The organism is Microbacterium sp. Y547 (genome assembly GCF_057669785.1).
Map to the genome: position 1 here is coordinate 277,499 of NZ_JBYHFN010000003.1, position 26,006 is coordinate 303,504.

22 protein-coding genes are annotated in these 26,006 nt (G+C 69.5%); 7 read left to right on the plus strand and 15 right to left on the minus strand.

Going from position 1 to position 26,006, the window contains the following annotated elements; all coding sequences use genetic code 11:
- Nucleotides 1-6: 6 nt before the first annotated feature.
- Nucleotides 7-375, plus strand: coding sequence for a DUF2304 family protein (locus tag AC25Y0_RS06655; RefSeq protein ID WP_488122027.1), 369 nt, complete (start codon nucleotides 7-9; stop codon nucleotides 373-375).
- Here the strand turns inward: AC25Y0_RS06655 and AC25Y0_RS06660 are convergent.
- The 10 genes from AC25Y0_RS06660 to AC25Y0_RS06705 form a co-directional block, all read right to left on the minus strand.
- Complete coding sequence (locus tag AC25Y0_RS06660; protein WP_488134406.1) at nucleotides 359-2,296, minus strand: DUF6541 family protein; 1,938 nt, start codon at nucleotides 2,294-2,296, stop codon at nucleotides 359-361. The genes AC25Y0_RS06655 and AC25Y0_RS06660 overlap by 17 nt on opposite strands.
- Entirely contained in the window at nucleotides 2,293-3,036 is a 744-nt protein-coding gene (locus tag AC25Y0_RS06665) for an ABC transporter ATP-binding protein (protein ID WP_488122025.1), read from the minus strand. The genes AC25Y0_RS06660 and AC25Y0_RS06665 overlap by 4 nt, the downstream gene beginning before the upstream one ends.
- Nucleotides 3,033-3,941 (minus strand): ABC transporter permease, encoded by a 909-nt coding sequence (locus AC25Y0_RS06670; RefSeq protein ID WP_488134407.1) that lies wholly within the window; start codon nucleotides 3,939-3,941, stop codon nucleotides 3,033-3,035. Before AC25Y0_RS06670 ends, AC25Y0_RS06665 begins: the two co-directional genes overlap by 4 nt.
- 98 nt (nucleotides 3,942-4,039) lie before the next feature.
- Complete coding sequence (locus tag AC25Y0_RS06675) at nucleotides 4,040-6,493, minus strand: FG-GAP repeat domain-containing protein (protein WP_488134408.1); 2,454 nt, start codon at nucleotides 6,491-6,493, stop codon at nucleotides 4,040-4,042.
- A gap of 96 nt (nucleotides 6,494-6,589) precedes the next feature.
- Nucleotides 6,590-7,708 carry a glycosyltransferase gene (locus AC25Y0_RS06680; RefSeq protein WP_488134409.1) on the minus strand — a complete coding sequence of 373 codons (1,119 nt, stop codon included), beginning with the start codon at nucleotides 7,706-7,708 and terminating at the stop codon, nucleotides 6,590-6,592.
- Between the two features lie 62 nt (nucleotides 7,709-7,770).
- Entirely contained in the window at nucleotides 7,771-9,213 is a 1,443-nt protein-coding gene (locus tag AC25Y0_RS06685) for an LCP family protein (protein ID WP_488134410.1), read from the minus strand.
- Nucleotides 9,210-9,677, minus strand: coding sequence for a 5-(carboxyamino)imidazole ribonucleotide mutase (gene purE, locus AC25Y0_RS06690; RefSeq protein WP_488122291.1), 468 nt, complete (start codon nucleotides 9,675-9,677; stop codon nucleotides 9,210-9,212). Before purE ends, AC25Y0_RS06685 begins: the two co-directional genes overlap by 4 nt.
- A 144-nt stretch (nucleotides 9,678-9,821) precedes the next feature.
- Entirely contained in the window at nucleotides 9,822-10,958 is a 1,137-nt protein-coding gene (locus AC25Y0_RS06695; RefSeq protein WP_488122021.1) for a 5-(carboxyamino)imidazole ribonucleotide synthase, read from the minus strand.
- A gap of 41 nt (nucleotides 10,959-10,999) precedes the next feature.
- Nucleotides 11,000-11,566, minus strand: a complete 567-nt coding sequence (locus tag AC25Y0_RS06700) for a PH domain-containing protein (RefSeq protein ID WP_488134411.1) — start codon at nucleotides 11,564-11,566, stop codon at nucleotides 11,000-11,002.
- A gap of 123 nt (nucleotides 11,567-11,689) precedes the next feature.
- Nucleotides 11,690-12,487, minus strand: a complete 798-nt coding sequence (locus AC25Y0_RS06705; RefSeq protein WP_488134412.1) for a biotin--[acetyl-CoA-carboxylase] ligase — start codon at nucleotides 12,485-12,487, stop codon at nucleotides 11,690-11,692.
- 209 nt (nucleotides 12,488-12,696) lie between these two features.
- Here AC25Y0_RS06705 and AC25Y0_RS06710 point away from each other — a divergent pair, with 209 nt between their 5' ends.
- Nucleotides 12,697-14,286 (plus strand): acyl-CoA carboxylase subunit beta, encoded by a 1,590-nt coding sequence (locus tag AC25Y0_RS06710; protein WP_488134413.1) that lies wholly within the window; start codon nucleotides 12,697-12,699, stop codon nucleotides 14,284-14,286.
- Complete coding sequence (locus AC25Y0_RS06715; RefSeq protein WP_488134414.1) at nucleotides 14,283-14,507, plus strand: acyl-CoA carboxylase subunit epsilon; 225 nt, start codon at nucleotides 14,283-14,285, stop codon at nucleotides 14,505-14,507. Before AC25Y0_RS06710 ends, AC25Y0_RS06715 begins: the two co-directional genes overlap by 4 nt.
- Before the next feature lie 406 nt (nucleotides 14,508-14,913).
- Here the strand turns inward: AC25Y0_RS06715 and AC25Y0_RS06720 are convergent, their stop codons facing one another.
- The 4 genes from AC25Y0_RS06720 to AC25Y0_RS06735 are packed head-to-tail and all read right to left on the minus strand — an operon-like array spanning nucleotide 14,914 to nucleotide 19,247.
- Nucleotides 14,914-15,948 (minus strand): hypothetical protein, encoded by a 1,035-nt coding sequence (locus tag AC25Y0_RS06720; protein ID WP_488134415.1) that lies wholly within the window; start codon nucleotides 15,946-15,948, stop codon nucleotides 14,914-14,916.
- The gene (locus AC25Y0_RS06725; RefSeq protein WP_488122015.1) at nucleotides 15,945-17,234 is read right to left on the minus strand and encodes a sensor histidine kinase; all 1,290 of its coding nucleotides are present in this window, start codon (nucleotides 17,232-17,234) and stop codon (nucleotides 15,945-15,947) included. The genes AC25Y0_RS06720 and AC25Y0_RS06725 overlap by 4 nt, the downstream gene beginning before the upstream one ends.
- On the minus strand, nucleotides 17,231-17,926 hold the full coding sequence (locus AC25Y0_RS06730; RefSeq protein WP_488122014.1) for a response regulator: 696 nt from the start codon (nucleotides 17,924-17,926) through the stop codon (nucleotides 17,231-17,233). Before AC25Y0_RS06730 ends, AC25Y0_RS06725 begins: the two co-directional genes overlap by 4 nt.
- Nucleotides 17,927-17,936: 10 nt before the next feature.
- Nucleotides 17,937-19,247 (minus strand): class I SAM-dependent RNA methyltransferase, encoded by a 1,311-nt coding sequence (locus AC25Y0_RS06735; RefSeq protein WP_488122013.1) that lies wholly within the window; start codon nucleotides 19,245-19,247, stop codon nucleotides 17,937-17,939.
- Nucleotides 19,248-19,297: 50 nt separating this feature from the next.
- Between AC25Y0_RS06735 and AC25Y0_RS06740 the strand changes: the two genes are divergently transcribed.
- Entirely contained in the window at nucleotides 19,298-19,966 is a 669-nt protein-coding gene (locus AC25Y0_RS06740) for a Maf family protein (RefSeq protein ID WP_488122012.1), read from the plus strand.
- Nucleotides 19,967-20,041: 75 nt separating this feature from the next.
- Nucleotides 20,042-21,829, plus strand: coding sequence for an acetyl/propionyl/methylcrotonyl-CoA carboxylase subunit alpha (locus tag AC25Y0_RS06745; RefSeq protein ID WP_488122011.1), 1,788 nt, complete (start codon nucleotides 20,042-20,044; stop codon nucleotides 21,827-21,829).
- 45 nt (nucleotides 21,830-21,874) lie between these two features.
- On the opposite strand, the gene AC25Y0_RS06750 is transcribed toward AC25Y0_RS06745, so the two are convergent.
- Nucleotides 21,875-23,323, minus strand: coding sequence for an NAD(P)H-quinone dehydrogenase (locus AC25Y0_RS06750; protein WP_488122010.1), 1,449 nt, complete (start codon nucleotides 23,321-23,323; stop codon nucleotides 21,875-21,877).
- Between the two features lie 102 nt (nucleotides 23,324-23,425).
- Here AC25Y0_RS06750 and AC25Y0_RS06755 point away from each other — a divergent pair, with 102 nt between their 5' ends.
- Both AC25Y0_RS06755 and AC25Y0_RS06760 read left to right on the plus strand, forming a co-directional pair.
- A complete protein-coding gene (locus tag AC25Y0_RS06755) occupies nucleotides 23,426-24,259 on the plus strand; it encodes a purine-nucleoside phosphorylase (protein ID WP_488122009.1) in 834 nt (277 codons plus the stop codon).
- A 17-nt stretch (nucleotides 24,260-24,276) separates the two neighbouring features.
- Nucleotides 24,277-25,992, plus strand: a complete 1,716-nt coding sequence (locus AC25Y0_RS06760) for a phospho-sugar mutase (RefSeq protein ID WP_488122290.1) — start codon at nucleotides 24,277-24,279, stop codon at nucleotides 25,990-25,992.
- Nucleotides 25,993-26,006 lie beyond the last annotated feature (14 nt).

A 26,006-nucleotide genomic window follows, 5' to 3' on the forward strand; every position in this document is an offset into this window, starting at 1 on the left:
GCTCGTATGTGGATTCAGCTGCTGCTCATCGCCGGTGTCGTCGTGCTCGGCGGGTTGCTCATGCGTCGCACGGGTGCCGACAGCCACCTTGCGATTCGGCGCATGCTCATGGGGCTCTTCGTCGTTGCGGCGATCCTGTCGATCCTGTTTCCGCAGTGGCTCTCGTGGGTCGCAAACTTCGTGGGTGTGGGACGCGGCACCGACCTGCTGCTGTACGCGCTCGTCCTCGCCTTCTTCGCCTTCATCTACACTCAGCACCGCCGTAACCTCGCGACGCAGCGACAGGTGACGCTTCTCGCGCGTCGAATCGCCCTGATCGAGGCCGAACGAGCCGAAGGATCCGGCACCGCTGAGGAACCTATCGGCAGGCAGTGATCCGCCACAGCGACGCGTCGCCCTGGCTATCGACGAGTTCGAATCCGGGCTGCCCCTCGAAATCGGTCATTCCCGGCAGGACGAACCGGCCCGGAGTCGCCTCACCCTCACCGAAGTCGAGGACGAACTCGGGGCTGCCGAGGATCTCGAGCGCGTCGCACACGGCGTCGTCGGTTCCGGCATCTCGCAGACCGGTCTGAATCGTGCTCCACGTCGGATTGCGCGGATGTGACCACGTCCGCGGATAGACGTCCACACCGCTCATGACGTAGCCGAAGCCTGTCCCTGTCGAGGGGTTTCCGATGACGCGGGAGCCCTCGGGCACATGCTCGGGAAGCCTCTCCAGGAGTTCGCGCTCGTCCGAGGACAGCCAGGTGTCGCTCCCGATCTCGTACCGCGACTCCTCGTCCCATTCGTTCTCGATGACCTTCGGCATCAGCACGACAGGCGCAGCCACCAGGCCGACGAGCACGATCACCGACGCGGCACCGACGGCGACCCCGCCGACGAGACGCGGTCTGCGCAGGCGTCCGGCGATCCACGTGACCGCCGCCACGAGACCGATCGCCGCGAGCGGGATGACGACGACGGGCGCGAGCGCCGCGAGACGGTACGGGTCGGCGTACCAGGCGCCCAGAAGCCACTGGCGCAGGAACGGCTGCCCGATCGACGCCGCGACGATGTACAACCCGCCGAAGACGAGCCAGGAGGCCGCGAGCCACCGCAGCTGCGGACGGCGCACGGCGATGACGAGGCCGATGATCGCGAGGACACTCACCACGATGCCGAACGGGAGCATGACCTGTCCGTTGAACACGACATCGACGACGGCTGCGACCTTGCCCCGGAACGGAGGCCAGTGCGACCCCGTCGTCGAGCGGGTGAGCATGAACCAGACGACCGCGGCGAGGATCCACACCGCCGCGAGGCCGGTCCAGAACAGAGCACGCCGCCGCCCGTGTGCGCGAAGAGCCCGGGGCAGCGCCCAGCCCGTGGCGAAGGCGACCGCCAGAATCAGCCAGGCCAGCAGGGTCGCCGGCTGGGCGAGCGCGACGGCGCCGAGCACTCCGACCAGAACAGCGGCGGACAGCACGGCACCACGGCCACCAGCATCGACGGGGCCGCGGCCGGAGATCCACCCCGGCACCGCGATCACGGCGGCCGCAGCCCCGGGGAGCAGCGCGACGCTGAGCAGGTTCGGGTAGAGGACGCCCCACTGCACCATGAGCATCGGGAACGTGAGCAGTGCCGGCGACAGCGCCGCGGAGACCGCTGCGGTGACCTGGGACGACGTCGCCAGTCGGACGAGCCACGCGATCCCGACCGGCCACACCACGACGGCGGTGACCATCGTCACGGCGTTCACCGCGACGGGGACGTCCGCACCCGACAGCAGCGCGACGGACGACGTGACCGCATGCCACGCGCCGGGGTAGAAACCGCCGGCGTCCACGACGCCGGTGAGATCGAACGACGAAGCCGTTCCGGTCTCGAGGATCCACCGCAGCACGCTCAGGTGGAAGACGGCGTCGTTCGACTGCGAGATCGCGATGGGGTCGCCGATGTACAACCCGACCCGCGCCGCCCCGAGGACGGCCCCGACGGACAGCCCCACCCAGAGGAGTGCCCGCGAACCCGACGAAGCGACAGCGCGTCGAGGCCCCAGGGCGATCGCGGCGACCCACACCACGACGACGACCGCCAGGACTCCGAGGACGATCGTCAACGGCGCCCAGGCGATGCCGAGCGCTCCGAAGACGATCGCAAGTGCGCTGAGCACGACTGTGCTCGCGGCGGGCGCGAGCGCGACGAGGGCGAGGCCGCGCAGCCGGAGCGCGGCCACCACGGCAAGGCCCGGCACGAAGAAGACGCCGACCGCGACGAGCAGGGCGGGCGTCTGGACGAGCCATTCGCCGATCATGAGTCGACGAGAGCGATCGCACCCTCAACCGGGCCGTCGTAGAGGACTTGTCCCTTGTTGAGCACGACTCCGCGCACGCAGAGTTCGCGAACCATCTCCATGTCGTGGCTCACCACGACGAGAGTCTTGCGTGCCGCGATCAGCTCCTGGAAACGAAGCCGGCACTTCTCGCGGAACGGGGCGTCGCCGACCGAGAGGATCTCGTCGACGAGGAGGACGTCGAGCTCGACATGGATCGCGACCGAGAACGCGAGCCGCATGAACATGCCGGATGAGTAGTGCTTGACCTCTTGGTCGATGAACTGCTCGATCTCACTGAACGCGACGATGTCGTCGTAGCGCGCTTCGATCTCTTTGCGGCTCATCCCGAGGATCGCCGCGTTGAGGAAGACGTTCTCCCGGCCCGAGAGCTCGGGGTGGAAGCCCGCACCGACCTCGATGAGCCCGGCTACGCGACCACGCGTGAGGACCTCACCGCCGTCGGGCTGCATGACGCCCGAGATGAGTTTGAGCAGGGTGGATTTGCCCGAGCCGTTCAGCCCGAGGATGGCGACCGACTCCCCCTCCTCGATGACGAGGTCGACGCCCTTGAGCGCCTCGAAGACACTCGTCGTCTTACGCCGGCGGACCCACGCGACGATGGTGTCCTTGAGCGAGAAGGCGTGGTTCAGGAGGAAGGTCTTGCGGACATCGCGGGCGATGATGCTGGGTCGCGACAGCGGTGCGGTAGGCGTACTCATAGATCCTGCGCAAACCTTCCCTCGAGCCGGCGGAAGACCGCCTGACCGATCACGAGTGCCACGAGGGCGATGAGGAATGTCCACAGCGAGTTCGTCACGAGATCCGGCGGCACGGGCAGAGTGCTCATGGCCTCCGGGTGGCTGCGCTCGGTGATGGGGCGCCAGAAGGCGAAGTGGTAGAGCTCGACAGCCTGCGTGATCGGGTTGAGCATGTAGACGCGCATGAGCCAGTCGGGAAGGACCTCGCTCACCATCGTCCAGAAATACAGCACCGGCGATGCCCACGTCGCGAGGAGCAGCATGAGTTCGACGATGTTCTCGGCGTCACGGAAGCGCACGTTGATCGCACCGAAGAACAGGCCGAGCCCGAGCGCGAACAACATGATCAAGAGCGTCCCGGCCAGGATCGCCAGGATGCTCAGGATGGAGATCTGAGTGATCCAGCCGAAGAAGATACAGACGACCAGCAGCAGCCCGACCTGGGGAAGGAAATGGACGAACGCGACGAAGAGCGATGACACCGCGAACAGCTGGCGCGGGAGGAAGACCTTTCGCACCAGCGGGGCGTTGTTCACGATCGACGTCGTGGCGTTCTTGAATCCCTCGCTGAAGAGATTGATGACGACGATGCCGCTGAAGAGATAGATCGCGTAGTTCGGGACGCCCTTGTCGAGGTTCAGGAACAGCCCGAGCACGACGAAGAAGACGAGGAACTGAGCTGCCGGCCTCACGTAGGACCAAGTCCACCCGAGCACACTGTTGCGATAACGGGTGGTCACACCGGTGCGCACCAGGAGGCGCAGCAGGTAATGCCAACGGAAGATGTCCGTCAGGCCGCGGCTGCGTCCGGGGACAGCGAATTCGGACCGCGGCACAGCGGAGAACAAATCGGGACTATCGCTCACAGATCGGACCTTCAGCCGGAGAGAGGCGGGTCCCCGCTCCAAACCTGTTCAGTGTACGTGTTCTCTTCGATGATCCCCTGATCGCAGGCACCGCTCGGTCATCCGATACGCGCCATCCCCGCCCAGCCTGCGCCGAGCTGGGCACGCGACCCGAGCCAGCCGCCCTTGCCGTCGCCGCCGTACAGATACAGTTTGCCGTCCGAGCCGTACGCGATGATGTCCGCGCCTCCGCGGCCGTCGAACTGCCCGGGGCTCGTCAGCCCCTGCATGACCGACCACCCGTTGCCGATGCTTCGCGGATCGAGGAACGTCGAGTTGCCGCTCAACGGGTAGAGCCACAGCGATCCGCCGTCCGCACGCCGAGCGAGAAGATCCGGCGCACCGTCTCCGTCCCAATCGCCGGGGGTGAAAAGCAGGTCGTTGATCTGCCAGCCGGTGCCGACGACGGGCCTGTTTTCGTCCTTCCATCCGCCACGACCGTCACCGCGGTAGAGACTCATCCGCCCGGAGCCGTCCACGGCGAGCACATCCAGCGCACCATCACCGTCGAAGTCGAGACCGCCGACGACGTGCGTCATCGACGCCCACCCGTTCCCGATGACGATCGCCGCGCCCCGCTTGCCGGACGCCGTGCTCGGGAGCATCGTGAAGACGCCGCGCGAATCGATCCGACCGATGTCGGGTTCACCGTCGCCGGTGAAGTCACCCAGCGTCACGAGACGGTCGGTGGCTGACCAGCCGGTGGCGACCGTGGATGTGCCGGCCCACCCACCGACGCCGTTGCCCTGGTAGGACCGCAGATCGCCGCTGGCGGTCAGCGCGAGCAGGTCTCGCGCTCCGTCACCATTGAGGTCGCCTGCCCCGCCCTGGTGGGTGCGCAGCACAGCCGAAGCCTTTCCGTTCCCCAGCACGGCCGCCATCCCGCCCCAGCCCTTGCCGACCGTGCCGCCGGAGCGGATCGCGCCGTTGCCGGTGCCGGTGTAGGAGAGCAAGGTACCCGTGGCACTGACCGCGAAGAGGTCCGGAAGCGAGGAGCCGGCGAAGCTGCCGGGAACGAAGACCGCCTTCATCGACGACCAGCCGTTGCCGATCTGCGACTTGCTGGAGAAAGCGCCGGCGCCGTCCCCTCGGTACAGCCACAGTTTGCCCGCGGCGTCCCTCGCGATGAGGTCGGAAATTCCGTCGCCGGACAGGTCAGCACCGCCGGAGAGCAGGTTCATCCCGCTCCATCCGTTGCCGACCTGCACGGGCTGCCGGAACGTGCCCGCGCCGGTTCCGCGCCACAGCACGAGCGCGCCCTTCGGCGTCGTCGTGAAGACGTCCGGGATTCCATCGCCGTCGAAGTCGCCGGCATCGGTGATGCGAACGGCGTCCTTCCAATCGACGAGCATCGATCCCGGCGGTCGGTAGGTCGATCCGCCGTCGCCGCGCCACAGGTACGCCTTGCCGGTGTCATCCACCCCGATCAGATCACGGCGTCCGTCGCCGTCGAAATCACCCGGCGAGAGCAGAGTCGCGATGCCGTTGGCGTCCTGCGCAACAGCCTTGCGCGGCCCCCACTTGCCCGTGCCGGTGAACGGGTACGCCCAGATCGTGCCGTCAGCGCCGAGAGCGGTCACGTGAGCGGAGCTGTCCAAGGACACCAGGGCCGCAGCGGGCAGGCCCTGCGTGGAGCCGAACCAGTCGGTGAAGTAGTTGTAGAAGTTGCGGTTTCCGTACGACGAGCACGCGTCACTCGCCGCCGCGTAACCGGCCCGCAGCGCCGCCGCGTTCGGCTGGTAGGGGGTGTAGTAATACAACGCCGACGTCGCCTGGTTCTGGATGTAGACCGGCGTCGAACCGCACGATGCGTTGGGGTGGAACCGCACGTTCCAGGTCTTTCCGGGCGCATACCAGTTGAAGTGATTGCTGGTTCCGGGCGGGTTGCCGTAGCGCTTGAGCTGCCACGCGGCGCCGTACACCTGGTTGAAGAACCCGTAATAGCGCGTGTCGCACGCCGCGGTGTCGGGGCAGCCCTGACCCATCGCGATCGTGTAGCGCCACTCGCTGGGGTCACGGTGGGTGACGAGCGCCTGCTCCTTCTGGAGCGTGACGAGGATCACCTGCGGGTTGATGCCGCAGGCTTGCGCGACCTTGTAGATGATGCGGGACGCACGCTCACGGCCGCCTCCCGAGTACGCGCCGCACATGGCGTCGGCGGTCGTCGTGCGCGACGTGTCGTACTTGTCTTTGAGGCACGTGTATCCGGCCACGCACGAGGGCACCTTCGACTGCAGGAACGCCTGGATCTGCGCTTCGGTCATGGTGTTCTTGTTATAGAAGACCGCGTCGCTGATGATGTTGCCGGGCTGGAACTTCGACAGGTCGGCCGCTGGACGGATACCCGCGAGAGCTGTCTGCGCGGCGGCGCTCGCAGGTACGGAGACCGCGCTCGCCTGGGCCGATGCCGGCGCAGCGGCCAGCAGGCTCACGACGAGTGCGAGGGCTGCGGACAGCGCGATCGCGATGGTTCTCCGGGACGTTGGCGCGCCCGCTCCCCGCTCAAAACTCATGGGGACAGTGTGACTGATGTGACGGATGACTACAACATGAACGCACCTTCGACGGGCGACACGCCGAGGAGTCGTGCGTTTCCCGACTCGCTCCCGTCAGAGGTCCGCGTGCAGAGCCCAGACTTTGTCGGCCGCCCCGCTCCACGAGAAGACCTTGCCCCGGTCGCCCGCGAGCACCGCGAGCCTGTCGGCGGCGGCGGTCGAGGCCAGAGCCCCGGCGAGTGCGGCCCCGAGGGCTTCGCCGTCTTCGTCGGCGGACGCTTCGACGAGCACGCCGCCATCGACGATCACCTCGCGATGAACGGCCGAGTCGGATGCGATGACCGGTACGCCGAGCGTGAGTGCGTCGACGACCCGCCACGGGAACGCGGCCCGGCGCGACGGGGCCACGAAGGCGACGGATGCACCGTACACAGCCGCGCGGTCGGCGGGGTCGAGCGCGCCGCGCACATGCAGCCGGCGTTCGGGGAGCCCCGCAGCGGCGGCGAGATCGGCGACGGCGGGCTCGTGTCCCTCGTCGACGTCGATCACGACGACAGGAAGGTCCACGCCCGATGCGGCAACAGCGGCGAGACCCGCCGATAGCGCGTACGACGGCTTCGGTCCGCCCGAGAGCAGCACGAAGCCTTCCGGTAGGTCGAGTGAGCGACGGCGGCCCACATCGTCGGTCGGCACGGCGAACCCGCGAGGCGACGCGCCCGCGACGACGCGGACACGGTCGCCGAGCTTCGGCGCGATCCGGCGGATGTCGTCGGCGAGCGAGTGGGTCGGCACGACGACGGCGTCGGCGTGCTTGACGGCGCGCTTGAGCATCGCCTTCTGCCACGACGCGGCGCTGCGCCCCACTTCGTCGGGGGTCTCCCACGCGGCCAGACTCCACACCGTCACGACGGTCTGGTCGTTGTCGTGCATCCGGTCATGACGCACGAGCGGAGCCAGGAGCGTCGGGGAGTGGATCATGCCCCCGCCTATCCCGACAGCGATGCCCATCTGCAGCGCCGTCGCGAGCTCACGGCGCGGCAGCGCGAGCCGGCGCACATCCGCCAGACCCGCCAGCCCTTCGAGCTCCGAGCCCGCCGGAACGACGGCCTCGACCTCGCAGCGATCGGGAGTGCCCGCGATGAGCGCACGGGCGAGTTCGCGCGAGGCTTCGGCGAGATCACGGTCCGTGGGCGCGACCATCTGGTCGAGCATCACCCGCAGCGTCGCCACCATGCGATGAGCCTAACCGCGCGCACCGCCGTTGCCGGGGAACGGCACGGGCCGTCTCGCAACGCCTACTCGGCAGGCGTCGGAGTGGGCGGGTGCAGGGCCGTGCGCACGAGCTGCTGGATGTGCGCGTAATCGGGGTTGTACTCGTCGATGCCGTGATCGGGCGTCAGCTCGATCGTGGTGACGGGTTGCTCCCGGGCCTTGATCGCGAGCTCGGCGAGGAACGGGATCAGTGACTGCGGCAGGTCGGTCTCGACGATGTCGGCACCCGCGTTCGCGAGATCCTGGAAGCGCGTCAGCACGGTCTGGGGAGTGAACTGCGCGAGCATCGCCTGCTGCAGGATGCGCTGACGCTCCATGCGGTCGAAGTCGCTCGTCGTGTACCGCGAGCGGGCGTACCACTGGGCGGTGTCACCGTCCATGTGCTGGGTTCCCGGCTCGATCCAGCCGATCGCCCACTCCTCGACCGGCTGCCCCGGGTACGCCGGCCCGCCACCCTTGGGCAGGCGCTCCGCGACCGTGATCTCGACGCCGCCGAGGGCGTCGATGAGCGACGCGAATCCGTGCATGTCGATGAAGACGTAGTACGGGATCGTGATGCCGAGGATTCCCTCTGCGGCATCCTTCGTCGCTTCGATGCCCGGCGCCGACCCGTTGCCCGCGGCATCCGGATACAGGGCGTTGCCGTCCTGACACACCTCGACCTCGGTGCGCAGCTGGTTGATCCCGCTGCCCCACCCGCAGTTCGGGTCGGTGTGACTGGCATGCCCGTTCGGGTACTTGTCTTGCATCGGTCCGGGAGCGAAGGGGAAGTTCGGCATGTCGCGCGGGATGCCGGTGATCGTCGTCGCCCCCGTGTCGGCGTTCACCGACACGACCGAGATGCTGTCGAAGCGCATCGAGTCTCGACCTTCGCCGCTGTCGGCGCCGAGAAGGAGGATGTTGTAGTAGCCGTCGTCGGGCGGGACCGACGGTCCGCTCTCGCCGAAGATGGTGCCGATCGTGTCGCGCGTGACCCCGGCGATATGGGCGGCATAGGCCGCCGAACCCCCCGAGACGACGAGCAGCACGACGGCGAAGAGGGCAATGCCGAACCGCGCGAAGCCACCCGTCTTGACCAGCCGCACGAGCCGGATCGTGTCGACCGTGAGCACGACCCACAGCACGGCGTACCCGATGAGCACGACCTGCACCGCGAGCAGCGCGAACCAGTTCGTCGCGATCGTGAGAAAGAAGCTCTGCCACAGGAGGGCGCACAGGGCGGTGACGACGACGGCCACCCACAGCGCCACGGTCGCGGCGAGTCCGAACCGGCCGAGCCGACGGTTGCCCGCCAGCACCTGCGCCGAACCCGGGATCAGGAAGTTGCACAGCACGAGCCACCAGCCGCGCCGCGACATGAACGCGGGCGAGCGCAGATCCGGGTTGCGCAGCGGTCGTTCCTCGACGAGCCTCGCGGTGCGGTGGGGCGCAGCGGCGCCGGGTCGCGGCGGACTCGTCACGCTCACAGGGAGCCCTTCAGCCGCCGGTTCTTCTCTTCGACCTGCCCCTCGAGGTCGCGCGCATACGCTTCGACGGCGTCTGCGAGCGCAGGATCCGCCACGCCCAGCATGCGCACGGCGAGCAGCCCTGCGTTCTTCGCACCGTTGATCGACACGGTCGCCACCGGGATGCCGGCGGGCATCTGCACGATGCTGAGGAGCGAGTCGAGGCCGTCGAGCGTCGCGAGCTGCACGGGGACACCGACGACGGGAAGCGCGGTGACCGAGGCGAGCATGCCCGGCAGGTGTGCGGCGCCGCCCGCTCCGGCGATGATGACCCGGATGCCACGGGCTCGCGCTTCGCGGCCGTAGCGGATGAGCTTGTCGGGGGTGCGGTGGGCCGAGACGACTTCGACCTCGTGCGCGACCCCGAAATCGGTGAGCAGTTGGGAGGCGTCGCTCATGACGCGCCAATCGGAGTCGGAGCCCATGACGACACCGACCAGGGGCTCATCAGAGGAATGCAGCGGCCGGGTCACTCGACCAGGCTAGGGCGCGTCGCTGAAAACTCGCCGCAACGGCACGCCCCGCGCTGTGCCTCGTTTCGGCCTCATGCGACGGCGGGACGGGCGCGGTCAGTCCAGGAAGTGCGAGGCGGCGGCGCGAGCCTGGTAGGCGACATCGTCGAGATCGGTCCCGGCCACGTTGACGTGGCCGACCTTCCGGCCGGGGCGCGGCGCTTTGCCGTACGTGTGGATCTTGGCGGCAGGATGCTCGGCCATCGCCACCGCGAACCGTTCGTCCAAGCCATCCTCGGCGGGACCGCCGAGGATGTTGACCATGACCGTCCACGGTGTGCGCGGCGACGGGTCGCCCAGCGGCAGGTCGGCGACGGCACGCAGGTGCTGTTCGAACTGGCTCGTCACGGCACCGTCCTGACTCCAGTGGCCGCTGTTGTGCGGACGCATCGCCAGCTCGTTCACGAGCAGTCGTTCGTCGGTCGTCTCGAAGAGCTCGACAGCCAGCATCCCGGTCACGCCGAGACCCTCGGCGATCGCGACGCCGATGTCGCGTGCGACCTCGGTGAGGCGGGCTGCCGCCGCAGGAGCAGGCGCGAGCACCTCGGCGCAGACCCCGTCACGCTGCACGGTCTCGACGACGGGATATGCGCGCATCTCTCCCGACGGGCGTCGCGCGACCTGCTGCGCGAGCTCACGCGAGAAGTCGACGAGCTCCTCGACGAGCAGGACGCCCCCGCGTGCGTCTTCGGCGAGCGCTGCGAACCAGTCCTCGGCCTCGGTCGCCGCGGACACGACGCGCACGCCTTTGCCGTCATAGCCGCCGCGCGGAGTCTTGACGACGGCGCGACCCCCGTGCTCGTCGAGGAAGGCCTGCAGCTCGACGGCATCGCTCACGCCGGCCCAGTCGGGCTGCGGCATCCCGAGCTCTTCGAGCCTCGCGCGCATGACGAGCTTGTCCTGCGCGACACCGAGCGGCGAAGGACCGGGATGCACCTGCACCCCAGCCTCGACGAGCTGCGCGAGCACGTCCTGCGGCACGTGCTCGTGGTCGAACGTCACGACGTCGACCTCGCGCGCGAACGCCAGCACGGTCTCGGCATCGCGATAATCCCCGACGGCGGTCGCGGCCAGCGAAGCCGACATCCCTTCATCCTCGGCCAGCACGTGCAGCTCGATGCCGAGCTCGACGGCGGGCGCGATCATCATTCGGGCGAGCTGTCCGCCACCGACGACTCCGACGCGCAATGTCATGGAACCCATCATCCCAGGACGGCGGGGGGTGCGTGACGCGGTCAGGGCAGCGGCGGCATGGGCGGCGTGCCGGGAGGCAGCGGCGGCTGGGCATCGCGGTGGGCGAGGATCTGGTTCACCTCGACCTGGTCGACGAGCGCCTCATGCACGAGCGCCATGTTCGGCACGTTCACGAGCCGCAGCGGTTCGTCCATGCCGTTAGAGAGCACGAGCGTGCCCGTGCCCCACAGACGCTGAAGGATGCCGCGCCTGGCCCGGATCGTGTACCCCCGGACGTGCGCGAGTTCACGCCGGTGCGTCACGAGCAGCCCTCGGCGTTCGATGACGCGACGCGTCGTGATCGTGTACACGTGCGTCCACCACACGAGGAACGGCAGCAGCACGAGCAGGAACACGGTGACGCCCGCGGCGGTCAGCAGCATCCAATTCTCGTAGCCGGCCGGAAGGTTGTCGTAGAGATAGCCGGTGGCGCCGGCGACGCCGATCAGCACGAGCGCCGACCACGTCAGGCGCCGCGCGTGCGAGCGGAACCGCGCCACGCGCAACTCGGGCGTCGGCGCTCCCGGCGCCGGCGTGAGAGGGCGCCCGCCGTAGATCGGCTGGGTCATGCCTCTTATTGTGGCGGGGCCAACGCGTCCGGCCACGGCGCCACGACGGTCGAGGGCACGAATTCCGGTCGCAGCGCCGGCCGAACCGCCCCGCGAACCGAGTGGGCTCGGCGACCGGGGCGATCAGCGCACGTGCAGAACGTCACCGGCGGACACGGCGGTCTCGACAGCGAGGCCGCCCACGACGACGAGGCGCCCCTCGGCGTCCAGACGCGCGGCGCGGCCGATGAGACGTGAGCTGTCCGGAAGCAGCACGACGACCTCGTGCCCGATCGTCGAGCACAGCGCTTCGATGTTGCCCGCGATGCCGGCCGTCACCGCATTTCCCAGCGCGTCGGCGAGGGCCGTGAGCTGCTCGTCGAGCGCCGTCAGGTAGTCGGCGACGAGTCGGTCCTCGTCGCAGTCGGCACCGATCGCCGCGAACGATGTCGCGGTGTCGACAGGCAGGTCGACGCGGGGCATGCGGGTGTTCACACCCGCGCCGATCACAATCGCATCGGGGTTGCCCGGCACGACCTCGGCGAGGATGCCGCAGATCTTGCCGCCGTCGACGAGCACATCGTTGGGCCACTTCAGCGTGACCGAGTGCGTGCTGTCGTCGATCTGCGCCGCGATCGCCCGGGTCATCGCGGCGCCCGCGATGAGGGGCACCCATCCGCGAGAAGCCATCGGCAGCCGCGTCGCGTCGATCAGCGTCGACACCGCCAGCGCCGTTCCCGGAGGTGTCGTCCACGTGCGGTCGAGGCGGCCTCGGCCCGAGCGCTGGTCGGTCGTGAGCAGCACCGACAGGTGCGGCCACTCGCCCGGCGCCTCGGTCACGTGCGCGACGACGTCGGCGTTGGTGGAGTCGGTCGTCTCGACGACCTGCACGCGGGGACTGATCGCGGCAGTGAGGGGGTAGCCCTCGTCAGGGATAGACATGGACGCCACGCTACTCGCGCATGGCGCGCTCCACCCCGGGTTGACACGCCAAGGCACCCCTCTGCGAAGTGACGTCAGCTCGGTGATCGCGGTGCTACGGCAGATCCGGGCTGCGCTGCACGGCATCCGTCGATCGCGACAGGGGATTCCACGGGTGCTTGTGCGAACCCTCCAACGGTCTGCGAACGCCCCCCACTAGGGTTGAATCCGTGACCGAGCAGCCCGACCTCTCGACGACCGCCGGCAAGATCGCCGACCTCCGAGCCCGCTACCAGGAGGCCGTCCTCGATCCCGAGGCGGTCGCGAAGCAGAAGCAGCATGCGAAGGGCAAGGGCACCGCCCGTGAGCGCATCGAGCTGCTCGTCGACTCCGGAAGCTTCGTCGAGCTCGACGAGTATGTGCGTCACCGCACGTCTGCGTTCGGCATGGACCGCTCCCGCCCGTACGGCGACTCGGTCGTCACCGGCACCGGCACGATCCACGGCCGGACGGTCGCCGTCTATGCGCAGGACTTCTCGACCTTCGGCGGTTCGCTCGGCGAGGTCGCCGGCGACAAGATCATCAAGGTCATGCAGTTCGCCCTCCGCAGCGGCATCCCGATCGTCGGGATCCTCGACTCGGGCGGCGCGCGCATCCAGGAGGGCGTCGTGGCCCTCGGCAAATACGGCGAGATCTTCCGGCTGAACACGCAGGCCTCGGGTGTCATCCCGCAGATCTCGATCATCATGGGCCCCGCCGCGGGCGGTGCGGTGTACTCCCCCGCGCTCACCGACTTCGTCGTCATGGTCGACAAGACGAGCCAGATGTTCGTCACGGGCCCCGACGTCATCAAGACCGTCACGGGCGAAGACGTCGGCATGGAAGAGCTCGGCGGCGCGTACACGCACAACACGCGCTCGGGTGTCGCGCACTACCTCGCCGAAGATGAAGACGACGCGATCGACTACGTGCGGACGATGCTCGGCTTCCTCCCCGACAACAACCTCGCCGAACTGCCCGACTACGAGTCGGAGTTCGATTTCGAGACGACGGATGCCGACCTCAAGCTGAACACCGTCATTCCCGACTCACCCAACCAGCCGTACGACATCCACGAGGTCATCCGCCGCATCGTCGACGGTGAAGAGTTCCTCGAGGTGCAGCCGCTGTTCGCGCCGAACATCGTGATCGGCTTCGGCCGCATCGAGGGCCGTTCGGTCGGGATCATCGCGAACCAGCCGTCGCAGATGGCCGGCACGCTCAACATCGAAGCCGGAGAGAAGGCGAGCCGCTTCGTGCGGTTCTGCGACGCGTTCTCGATCCCGATCGTCACGCTTGTCGACGTTCCCGGGTACCTGCCCGGCACCGACCAGGAGTGGACGGGAGTCATCCGCCGCGGCGCGAAGCTGCTCTACGCCTACGCCGAGGCGACCGTGCCGCTGGTCACCGTGATCCTGCGCAAGGCCTACGGCGGGGCCTACATCGTGATGGGCTCCAAGCAGCTCGGCGCCGACATCAACCTCGCCTGGCCGACCGCCGAGATCGCAGTGATGGGCGGACAGGGTGCGGTCAACATCCTGTACCGCGGTGAGATCAAGAAGGCCCAGGAGGCCGGCGAAGACGTCGCCGCCGTGCGCACGCGCCTCGCGAACGAGTACACGTACAACGTCGCCTCGCCCTTCCTGGCCGCCGAGCGAGGCGAGCTCGATGGCATCATCGAGCCGGCGCAGACCCGCGTCTCGATCGCGAAGGCGCTGCGGGCGCTGCGGGGCAAGCGCGCGTCCCTGCCGCCCAAGAAGCACGGGAACATCCCGCTGTGACCGGCGACGAGCGTCCCGAATCCGTCGCGATGGACGTGCGGCGCGGTTCTCCCTCGCCCGATGAACTGGCGGCCCTCATCGCCGTCGTCACCGAGGCGTACACACAGGAGAGCGCCACCGCCGTGGTCGATGACATCGCGCGCCGTCCGGCGTGGTCGGTGACCGCCCGTGGGCTGCGTCGACCCCTCGCGCGCGAACTGGGCTGGCGCGCGACCTTCTGAGCGTGTCCCCCGAAATACCTACAGACAGCACGTTTACAGCGACAGATACTTGAGTTGCTGGAACGCATTACGCGTTCGGTCGATCTACTCCCTTCGTGGGTTGCTTAGGTTCGACCTTGCGGGCGGTTTTCGGGTAACTGCTCGCACTTGGCGAGGGGCGGGCGGCTTCGCCGCCCCTCGCCTTCTCTCTGCTTCATCGCTCCTCGTCTCGGTCTACCCTCCCCCACCGAGGCGGGGAGTGAAACCTCTGCCACCGAGCGTGCGCCGCCCTGTGCCGGGATCGCGCTCGCGCCGCTGCGGGAATTCGTTCGCCGCCATCTGCACCGCATCCCGGGCGCACAGCGCAATCTGCGTCAAGTGAACGAGTTACCCATTCGCACACTCGCCCCAGCGCGGCGCGGTTGCGTCAGGAGTGCGGGATCTCGCGCCAGAGGTCGACGCCGTCTTCGTCGCTGAGTCCGTACTCGGAGCTCGATCGACCCACCACCGTCACGGCGATGCTCTCGTGCGGAGACGTGCGGATGTAGAGGCGATCGGATGCTGCGCTGCGCAGCGTCTCGGCGAGCTGACCGCGGATCACCGCGAGCGCCTCTTCGTCGAGCCCGTCGAGACCACCTTCGTCGAGCACCGTGACGACGGCGCCCCGGCGGCGGGCGCGTTCGAGCTCGGAGCGCACGGCGTCATCGAGCAGGCGAGGTCCGCGCAGCTCGTCGCGCAGGCGCCCCTCGGCCAACCGGGCCTCGAGCCGGTCCTCTTCGTCGAGCAGGCCGCGCGTCGAGACGACGCGCGTCAGCACGGGGCCGGCCACGGCGAGAGCCCGCTGCACCTGCACGCGACGCTCGCGCTGACGCACGAGCTGCGACGCCTGCCACGCGGATGCCGCACGCTGCAGCTGCGCGAGCTGGGTCGTGTCGTGCGCGGCGCGGTCGAGCGAGAAGCGCACGAGGTGGGCGACGATGACCCACACGACCGAGCCCACGAGTCCGAGAGCGAGGGCCTGCCCGAATCCCATCCAGATGATCGAGCTCACCGCGAGGATCGCGATGCCCGACCACGCGACCCACGGGCGGCGGCGCACCATGACGATGACCATGAGCGCGCCGAGGCCGCCGAGGTACCACGTCGCGAACGGCTGCGTACGGTTGCCGTCGCCGACACCGATCGCGATCGCCGTCGGTACGATCGCCGTCGTGCCCAAGGCGAGAACCGCCGCCCAGACGGGCAGCCGCTCCGCGCGACCGTGCCCGGCGGTATCGTTCACACCGTCTCGGGCGGATGCGGGGTACCAGTAGATGCAGAGCCACGTCGTGACGAGGTAGAGCAGGACCGCCGCGAAGAGCGCGAGCGGCAGGGGCACGGGTACGGTGAGCGCCAGCGCGCGCGCCGCGATGTACGCCGTGAACGCCACGGCCAAGGCCGACAGGATGTTGCGGACACTCACGCGTCGGCCTCCCCCTGGGCTGTCTCGTGCTCAGCCGCACCGGACAGGAGAGGCGCCGGCCACTCGAGCACGACCACCGTGCCGGCGGCGCTGGATTCGAGCTGAGCCGTGCCGCCGACGGCGGCGACCCGGGCGATGATCGACCCGCGGATGCCGAGCCGGTCATCGGGGACGCCGGCCATGTCGAACCCTTCGCCCGCATCGCGCACGACGATGCGCACGCGCTCGTTCGAGCCGGCGACCGTGACGGTGAGGCCGACGGCACCGGCGTGCTGAACGGCGTTGGCGATCGCCTGCGTCGTGGCGAGGACGAGGGCGCGGGCGACTCGTCCGGGCACGCAGGGGGCGTCTTCGGCGACGCTGCGCTGCACGGTGAGGCGCACCCCCACCTCTCCTGCCCCGGCCTCGATGTCATCGGCCAGCGACGCCGAGTCCTGTGGGGCGTCGCTGCCTTCGCGGGCATCCTGCTCGGCATTGGCGAGCCGGGTCAATGCTTCGCGCGCCATGCCCGCGGCCAGGGTCCGCGCGCGCGGCCCGTCTGCTCGTTCGGCGGCGATCAGGGCCGCCAGCACGCTGTCGTGCATGAGCGCCGCCACCGCGACGCGCTCCTGCTCGGCAGCATCGGCCGCCGCGGCACGCGCGTAGGACTCGACCGCAGTTCCGCGCGCGTCGTCGACGCCGATGGCGATGGAACGCAGCACCCACCCGAGGGTCAAGAGCACGCCTCCGAGGATGAGCGCGAACGACACATCGATGCCGACGGCGAACCATACTTCGGGGCTGAAGTCACCCTGAACGAGCCGCACGAAGCCGAACAGCAACGGGGCCAGCGCCGTCCACACCAGTTGCAGCGGCGGCGCGAACGCCAGCACGGCCGCCAGCGTCGCGATGTTGACGAGGTACCAGATCCAGGGCGCCTCGGTGGGCGCGAGCGTCGAGTCGGTCGTCGCAAGCGGCCAGACAGCGAGCATCGCGACATAGACGACGGCGAACACGCCGGCCGCGATGCGCACGCCTCGGCCGGTCAGACACGCGATGACCATGATGATCAGCGGCGTGAACACGACGATCAGCAGCGGCACCTGCCAGCTGCCCATCTGGTCGCGCTGACCGATCGCCGTCACCGCCGCCTGGGCGCCGAGGATGAGCGATCCGACACCGGACGACACCGAGATGATGCGCTCGACGCGCTGGCGCGTGAATGCGCCGATACCGGCCGTCGCTTCGCGCGACCGCGGGATGTGGCCCCATGCGTCATCGAGGGCCGAGGAACCTTCGCTCGTCACCGCGAGCGCCTCGGCGGGGTCGCGGGGCCAGCGGGAGCGGCGTCGCCTCCGGCGTCGGCGAGGATGCCGTCTTCCATCGCACGACGCAGCAGGTCGACCTTCGTGGGGGCGGGGCGGCCCACCTCGACGTACTTGACGCGCACGCGCGTGATGTTCTCTTTCGCCGTCGAATACGCCACGCCGAGCCGGTCGGCGACGACCTTGAGCGGAAGCCCCGCCGCATACAGGCGCAGCACGTCACGCTCGCGGGCAGACAACTGGGCGTCAGCGAACTCGCGATCACCCTCGACGGCGCTGGCCCACTCGACGTTGTTGAGGGGTTCGCCGCGCGCGACGGTGTGGATCGCGGCGAGCACGTCATCGATACGCGAGGACTTGCTCACGACTCCTGCGGCACCCGCGGCGAGTGCTTCGCGCACCGCCGCCGGGCGGTCGGCGACCGAATGGATGATGACGCTGGAGCCGTCGCGGATCAGTTTCGTGACGTTCTCCGTCACGGTCGTCCCGTCGCCGAGGGTGAGGTCGAGCACGACGACGTCGGCCGGAGCGGACTGACTGAACGCGCGCCAGTTGAGGTACTCCGTCACACTGGAGCCCGAGAAGACGATGTCCTTCGTCTTTTCGCGTGCACAAGCCGCCTCGAGTCCCAGGCGCACGGACTCGTGGTCGTCGATAAGGGCGACGCGCGTCATCCCCCTTACTTTAGGGCAGACTCGCGACCCGGGTGAGGGTCGCAACGGCTTCGACGTGGTGCGAGTTCGGGAACAGGTCGAGCGCCTCGACGCTGCGGGTCTCGTAGCCCGCGTCGCGGAACGTCGCCAGGTCGCGCGCGAGCGCAACGGGGTCGCACGCGACGTAGACCACGGTCGCCGGCGAAAGCCCCGCGATCGACTCGACGACGGCGCGCCCGGCGCCGGCGCGAGGCGGGTCGAGCAGCACGACTCCGCTCGCGAGGCGATCGCGTTCCATGGCGGATGTCGTGCCCTCGAGCTGCGTGAGCCAGCGGTCGACGCGGCCGGTCTCCGCCCGGGCTCCGACCCACTCCGCGAGGTTCTCGCCCGCGTGGTCGGTCGCACGCGCGTCGGACTCGACCGATGTCACCCGGGTCGCGGGGCCACCGAGGCTCGCGAGCGTCGCTGCGAAGAGTCCGACGCCGCCGTACAGGTCGAGGTGCCAGGCGTCGGGGTCGACAGCGCCCTCGAGGGTGCGCGCGACGACGTCCGTGAGGGATCCGGCGGCGAGACGGTGCACCTGCCAGAAGCCGCCGGCGTCGACCCGGAAGTCACGACCCCCGACGGTCTCGATGACGACCTCGCGGGCGGGATTGCCGCGCGTCGGGGCGGCCGCGGGCGCGGGAGTGCGGCCACGGCGGCGAGAACCGGTGCGCGTCGTCTCGGGGCGCGGAATGACGCGCACCCGCCCGCCTGCGGGCTGTACGAGGTCGATGCGCCCGGGCTTGTCCTGCGACAGGTTCCGCGCCGCCTCCGCGACCGCGGGGGTCGCCAACGGAAGGTCGTCGACGGGGATGACCCGGTGGCTGCGCGCGGCATACGGGCCGACCCGCCCCTCGTCGTCGACGTGCAGGCTGACGCGCGTGCGCCATCCGGTGCCGTCGGCCGTCTCGGGCTCGGGGCCGTCGGCGGCGCGGATCGCGACGGGCAGGTCGAGCCCGGCGAAACGGCGCAGCGCGTCGGTGAGCACGTCGAGCTTGAGCTCGCGCTGATGGGCGAGGTCGATGTGGCCGAAGTCAGCGCCGCCGGGGCGCTGTTCGGGCGGCGTGTCGACGTCTGCCTGACGCCACACGTGGGCACGACGGTGGGGCGAGGCATCCAGCACCTCGAGCGTCTCGGCACGCCAGAACGAGTTCTTGGACGTGTCGGTCAGCCGTGCGCGCACGCGCTCGCCCGGGATGGCGTCGGGCACGAAGACGACGCGGCCCTCGTGTCGGGCGACGAAGACGCCGCCGTGGGCGACGCCCGTGATGTCGAGATCGAGCAGTTCGCCGGAGTCCATCCCCCGATTCTCCCCCAAAGACGCCGGCGTCCGGGCCCTACCCTGGGGAGATGCGCGTATGCCTGGCCTCGACATCGCCCGCCCGTCTCATGCTGCTGCGACAAGCGGGCATCACCGCGCACACCCTCGCGCCCGACGTCGACGAAGAAGCCGTCGTCGCCGCCGTCGAGACGGCAGAGGAGCGGACGCTGTCACCGCACGAGCACGTGCTGCTGCTCGCGCGCCGCAAAGCCGCCGATGTCGCGGCGCGCCTGGCCGACGACACGCCCGACTTCGACGGGCTCGTGATCGGCGGGGACTCGATGTTCGAACTCGGCGACGATGTGCTCGGCAAGCCGCACACACCCGCCAACGCCGTCGCCCGCTGGCGCGCGATGCGCGGCCGCACGGGCGTGCTGCACTCGGGACACGCCGTCGTGCGCGTCGAGCCCGGGCGGCCGCCGCGCGAGGTGCACGCCGTGGCGGCGGCGTCGGTCACCTTTGCACAGGACGTGACGGATGCCGAGATCACGGCCTACGTCGCCACGGGCGAGCCGTTGCACGTCGCGGGCGCCTTCACGGTGGACTCGCTCGGGGGCGCCTTCATCGAGCGGGTCGAAGGCGACCCCTCGACCGTCGTGGGCATGTCGCTCTCGACGATCCGACGGCTCGTGCGCGAACTCGACGTCGAGTGGACGTCGCTGTGGAACGGGGCCGACGACGATCCGACGTTGTCGTAGGACTCCCACGTTTTTCGACGGTTCTTGTAGGGAGTACTCAAAAGCGCGCCCACAACCCTCGGTAGGCTGACATCCATGCCTCAGACCGCTCCGGCGAAGATCACCAAGGTCCTCATTGCCAATCGCGGCGAGATCGCCGTTCGCATCATCCGTGCCGCACGTGACGCCGCCATCTCGTCAGTCGCGGTCTACGCCGATCAGGATCGCGACGCCCTGCACGTGCGACTCGCCGACGAGGCGTACGCACTCGACGGCTCGACGAGCGCCGACACGTACCTCTCGATCGACAAGATCCTCTCGGTCGCGCGCCGCTCGGGCGCAGACGCCGTCCACCCCGGCTACGGGTTCCTCGCCGAGAACGCCGACTTCGCGCGCGCCGTCTCGGACGCCGGCCTCATCTGGATCGGCCCGTCCCCCGACGCGATCGAAGCGCTCGGCGACAAGGTCACGGCCCGCCACGTCGCAGAGAAGGTCGGCGCGCCGCTCGCACCGGGCACGCCGGGCCCCGTCTCGGGCGCCGACGAGGTCATCGCTTTCGCCGATGAGTTCGGTCTGCCGATCGCGATCAAGGCCGCCTTCGGCGGCGGCGGGCGCGGCCTCAAAGTCGCGCGCACGAAGGAAGAGATCCCCGAGCAGTTCGAGTCGGCGACTCGCGAAGCAGTCAGCGCCTTCGGTCGCGGCGAGTGCTTCGTCGAGAAGTACCTCGACAAGCCGCGTCACGTCGAGACGCAGTGCCTCGCGGATGCCGCCGGCAACGTCGTCGTCATCTCGACGCGGGACTGCTCGCTGCAGCGCCGCCACCAGAAGCTCGTCGAGGAGGCTCCGGCGCCGTTCCTCACGGACGAGCAGAACCGCATCCTGTACGAATCGTCGAAGGCCATCCTCCGCGAAGTCGGCTACGTCGGCGCGGGAACGTGCGAGTTCCTCATCGGCGCCGACGGCACGATCTCCTTCCTCGAGGTCAACACACGCCTGCAGGTCGAACACCCCGTGTCCGAAGAAGTCACCGGCATCGACCTCGTCCGCGAGCAGTTCCGTCTCGCCGAGGGTCAGGACATCGGCTACGACGACCCCGTCGCCGAGGGCCACTCGATCGAGTTCCGCATCAACGGCGAAGACCCGGGGCGCGGTTTCCTGCCCCAGCCCGGACCCATTCACGTCTTCAAGACGTTCGGCGGTCCCGGCATCCGCCTCGATTCGGGCGTCACGGCCGGCGACAGCGTCTCGGGCGCCTTCGACTCGCTGCTGGCGAAGATCATCGTGACCGGCCGCGACCGCGCCCAGGCTCTGGAGCGAGCGCGCCGAGCACTCGACGAGTTCGAGATCACCGGCCTGCCGACCGTGCTGCCGTTTCATCGCGAGGTCGTGCGCGACCCGGCCTTCACCGCTGAGGACGGCCACTTCGGCGTCTTCACGCGCTGGATCGAGACCGAGTTCGCCGGCGACATCCCCCCGTGGGACGGGGAGCTCGAGGCTCCGAAGGCCGCCGAGCCGCGCCACACCGTCGTCGTCGAGGTGAGCGGCAAGCGCCTCGAGGTGAGCCTTCCGGACCGCATCACCGCGACGTCCGGCGCCACCGGACGCCCCGCCGCCGCACCCCCGTCTCGCCGCTCGCACACGACGACGGTTGTGGCAGGAGCCTCGGGTGACGCCGTCAAGGCCCCGATGCAGGCCACGATCGTCAAGGTCGCGGTCGAGGACGGCCAACAGGTCGTCAAGGGCGACCTCGTCATCGTGCTCGAGGCGATGAAGATGGAGCAGCCCATCCAGGCCCACAAGGACGGCGTCATCGGCTCGATCAACGCCGCGGCCGGCGCGACCGTGTCGGCCGGCCACCTGCTGCTCACGATCACCGCACCGTAAGGCCGGTCGGGACGCCCCGCCCGGCGGGGAGACGGATGCGCGGGCTCAGGCCCCGTACACCGTGTGATCCACGACATGCATGGCGCGGGCGGCATCCGTGATGCTGCCCGACAGCGACGGGTAGACGGTGAAGACGCGCGAGACCTGGTCGATCGTCAGGCGCCGTTCGACGGCGATCGCGATCGGGTAGATGAGCTCGGATGCCCGCGGCCCCACGATGACGCCGCCCACGACACTGCCCGACCCCTGCCGCGCGATGAGCTTGACGAAGCCGTCCTTGATACCCATCATCTTCGCCCGCGGGTTCGCCGCGAGCGGCAGCTTGTGCACGACGGCGGCGATCCGCCCGTCGAGGATGTCCTTCTCCTGCCAGCCGACCGTGGCGATCTCGGGGGCGGTGAAGATGTTCGAGGCGATCCGGCGGCGCTCGAGCGGAATGACGACATCGCCCAGAGCGTGGAAGACGGCCGTCCGACCTTGCATCGAGGCGACCGAGGCGAGCGGCACGAAGGTCGTGCAATCGCCGGCGGCGTAGATGTTGGGCACCGAGGTGCGCGCGACTCGGTTGACCTGGATGTGCCCGGACTCGGTCATCTGCACGCCGGCCTGCTCGAGTCCGATGCCTGCCGTGTTGGGCACCGATCCGACGGCCATGAGGCAGTGGCTGCCTTCGACCGTGCGTCCGTCGCTCAGCGTCACGACGACGCGGTCGCCGAGGTTCTCGACCTTGTCGGCGCGCGACTTCGACAGCAGCGTCATTCCGCCGCGCTTGAACACGCGCTCGAGCACCGCTGCGGCGTCGGTGTCTTCGCCGGGCAGCACCTGGTCGCGGCTCGAGACGAGCGTGACCTTCGCACCGAGGTTCATGTACGCACCCGCGAATTCTGCACCGGTGACGCCGGAGCCGACGACGATGAGATGCTCGGGCAGCGCCTTCATGTCGTACAGCTGGGTCCAGGTGAGGATGCGCTCACCATCGGGCATCGCGCTCGGCAGCTCGCGCGGCGACGCGCCGACCGAGACGACGAGGGTGTCTGCCTCGATGCGGTCGAAGTCGGTGCCCCCGACGTCGGTCGAGATGACGACGGCGTTCTCGCCCTCAAGCCGGCCGTGCCCCGAGATGAGGCGGACGCCGGCCTCGACGAGCGCGGCGCGCATGTCATCGGACTGCTGCCGAGCGAGAGAGAGCAGCCGCTTGTTGACGGCGCGCATGTTGATCGCGATCTCGGGCTTGAGCGGCTTCCCGGTGTCGCCCTTTGCGAACAGCTGCACTCCGAGGTCGCTCGCCCCGGCGATCGCGACAGCGGCGTCTGCGGTCGCGATGAGCGACTTGGACGGCACCACGTCGGTCATGACAGCCGAGCCGCCGACCCCCGCGCGTTCGACGAGGGTCACGTCGGCGCCGAGCTGCCTCGCTGCCAGCGCCGCCTCGTAACCGCCCGGCCCGCCGCCGAGGATCGCGACGGACTGGGTGCGCTCGAAGCTCAAGGACATGGCATCTATTCTTCCCGACGGATGGCGCGCCCATGACCGGGGCGACACTCCGGTCACCGACGTGTATAGCCGCGACGCGCTTGCGTTCCTAGAGTGGGGGGCATGCCAGACACCATCGCGAACCCGCTCGATGACCCGAGTGCCGATCCGTTCGCCGTCGCCGCCGAGGCGGCCGCCGACATCGCGCGGCTCACCGGCGTCGAGCAGCACGACATCGCCCTGACGCTCGGAAGCGGCTGGGGCAGGGCCGCCGAGCTCATCGGCGAGACGACGGCGAGCTTTCCCGCGACCGAGGTCACGGGCTTCAGCCGGCCCGCGCTCGAGGGGCACGTCGGCACGCTGAGCAGTGTCCGCACCGACAAGGGCCGCAATGTGCTCGTGATCGGCGCCCGCACACACTTCTACGAGGGCCACGGGCCGCGTCGCGTCGTGCACAGTGTGCGCACGGCCGCCGCGACGGGCGCGCGGATCATGGTGCTCACCAACGGGGCAGGCGGCATCCGGCACACATGGAGCCCCGGCCAGCCCGTGCTCATCAGCGATCACATCAACCTCACCGGCGCGTCTCCCCTCGAGGGCGCGACGTTCATCGACCTGACCGATCTGTACTCGATGCGCCTGCGCAACGTCGCACTGTCGATCGACCCGACGCTCGATGAGGGCGTGTACTGCCAATTCCGCGGGCCCCAGTACGAGACGCCCGCCGAAGTGCGCATGGCCAAGACGATCGGCGGGCACATCGTCGGCATGTCGACGGCGCTCGAAGCGATCGCCGCGCGACAGGCCGGCATGGAGATCCTCGGGCTGTCGCTCATCACGAACATGGCGGCCGGCATCCAGACGACTCCGCTCAGTCATCAGGAGGTCATCGAGGCGGGCCGCGCGGCCGAGCCCGTCATCTCGTCGCTGCTCGCCCGCGTCATCGGCGCCCTATGAGCGGCGCCGAGCCGGACATGGTCGCGTCCGAATCCGCGGGGACGGATGCCGCCCCCCGACTCGACGACGCACTGCGAGCGCGAGCCGTCGCCTGGCTCGCCCAGGACCCCGACGGCCAGACCCGCGCCGAACTGCGGGCGCTCCTGGACGCCGCCGACGAGGGCGACCCGGCAGCATCCGCCTCACTCGCGGACCGCTTCTCGACGCGCCTCGCCTTCGGCACCGCAGGCCTGCGCGGTCGACTCGGGGCGGGCAGCAACCGCATGAACCGAGTGCTCGTGGGGCAGGCCGCCGCGGGATTCGCGGCATATCTACGCGAGCACGCCGGCGCCGACGAGACCCCGACGGTCATCATCGGGTACGACGGACGACGCAACTCCGACGTGTTCGCCCGGGACTCCGCCGAGATCTTCGCGGGAGCGGGGCTGCGGGTCATCCTGCTGCCGCGCCTGCTGCCGACCCCCGTGCTCGCCTTCGCCGTGCGGTACTTCGACGCGGCGGCGGGCGTCATGGTGACGGCATCCCACAACCCGCCGGATGACAACGGCTACAAGGTGTACCTCGGCGGTGCCGACGGCGGGTCGCAGATCGTCGCGCCCGCCGATGCCGAGATCGCGGCGCATATCCAGCGCATCGCCGACGAGGGCGACCTCGCCGCGATCCCCCGCTCGCTCGCGTACGAGACGGCGTCCGAGGCGGTCATCGACGAGTACGTCGCCGCGACGGCGGCGGTCGCCCCCGCGGGGCCGGGCGCCGAGGGGTTCTCGTGGGTGTACACCGCGATGCACGGCGTCGGATGGCAGACCCTCGAACGCATCCTCGGCGAGGCCGGATACCCCCTGCCGATGCTCGTCGGGGCCCAGATCGAGCCCGACGGCGCGTTTCCCACGGTGTCGTTCCCCAATCCCGAAGAGCCCGGTGCGATGGATCTCGCGTTCGAGACCGCCCGCGCCGCGGGCGCCGAGCTCGTGATCGCGAACGACCCCGACGCCGACCGGCTCGCGGTCGCGATTCCGGATGCCGAGGCCGAGGGCGGCTGGCGGCGCCTGAGCGGAAACCAGGTCGGGCTGCTTCTGGGATGGCGGGCCGCGCGGCTCGCGGCCGGCATCGACGGCGCCTCCCTGGCCTGCTCGCTGGTGTCATCGCCCGGCCTCGCGGTCGTCGCCGAGCACTACGGGCTGGACTTCTACGCGACCCTCACGGGGTTCAAGTGGATCTCACGGGCTCCCGGCTTGGTGTTCGGGTTCGAGGAGGCACTCGGCTATCTCGTCAATCCCGAAACGGTGCGCGACAAGGACGGGATCTCCGCCGCCGTCGCGATCCTGGGGCTGGCGACCGACGCGCGGGCCGAGGGGCGTTCGCTCACCGATCTGCTCTACGAGTTCGACGAGACCTTCGGTTCGTTCGCGAGCGACCAGATCGCGATCCGGGTCGACGACGTGTCGGCGATCGCGCGCATCCTGGGCGCGCTGCGGGCCGAGCCCCCGGTGGCGATCGGCGATGTCGCCGTCGAGCGCATCGACGACCTGCTCGAGGGCGTGGACGGCCTGCCGCCGGGCGACGTGCTGCGCCTGTGGCTCGCGGACGGCTCGCGCGTGCTCGTGCGCCCGAGCGGAACCGAGCCCAAGCTCAAGCTCTACCTCGATGTGCGCGGCGACTCCCCCACCGATGCCCAGACCCGCATCAGCGCCCTCGCCTCCGGCGCCCGCGCGCTGCTGGACACGCTCGGCTGACCGGGCGGGGGGTC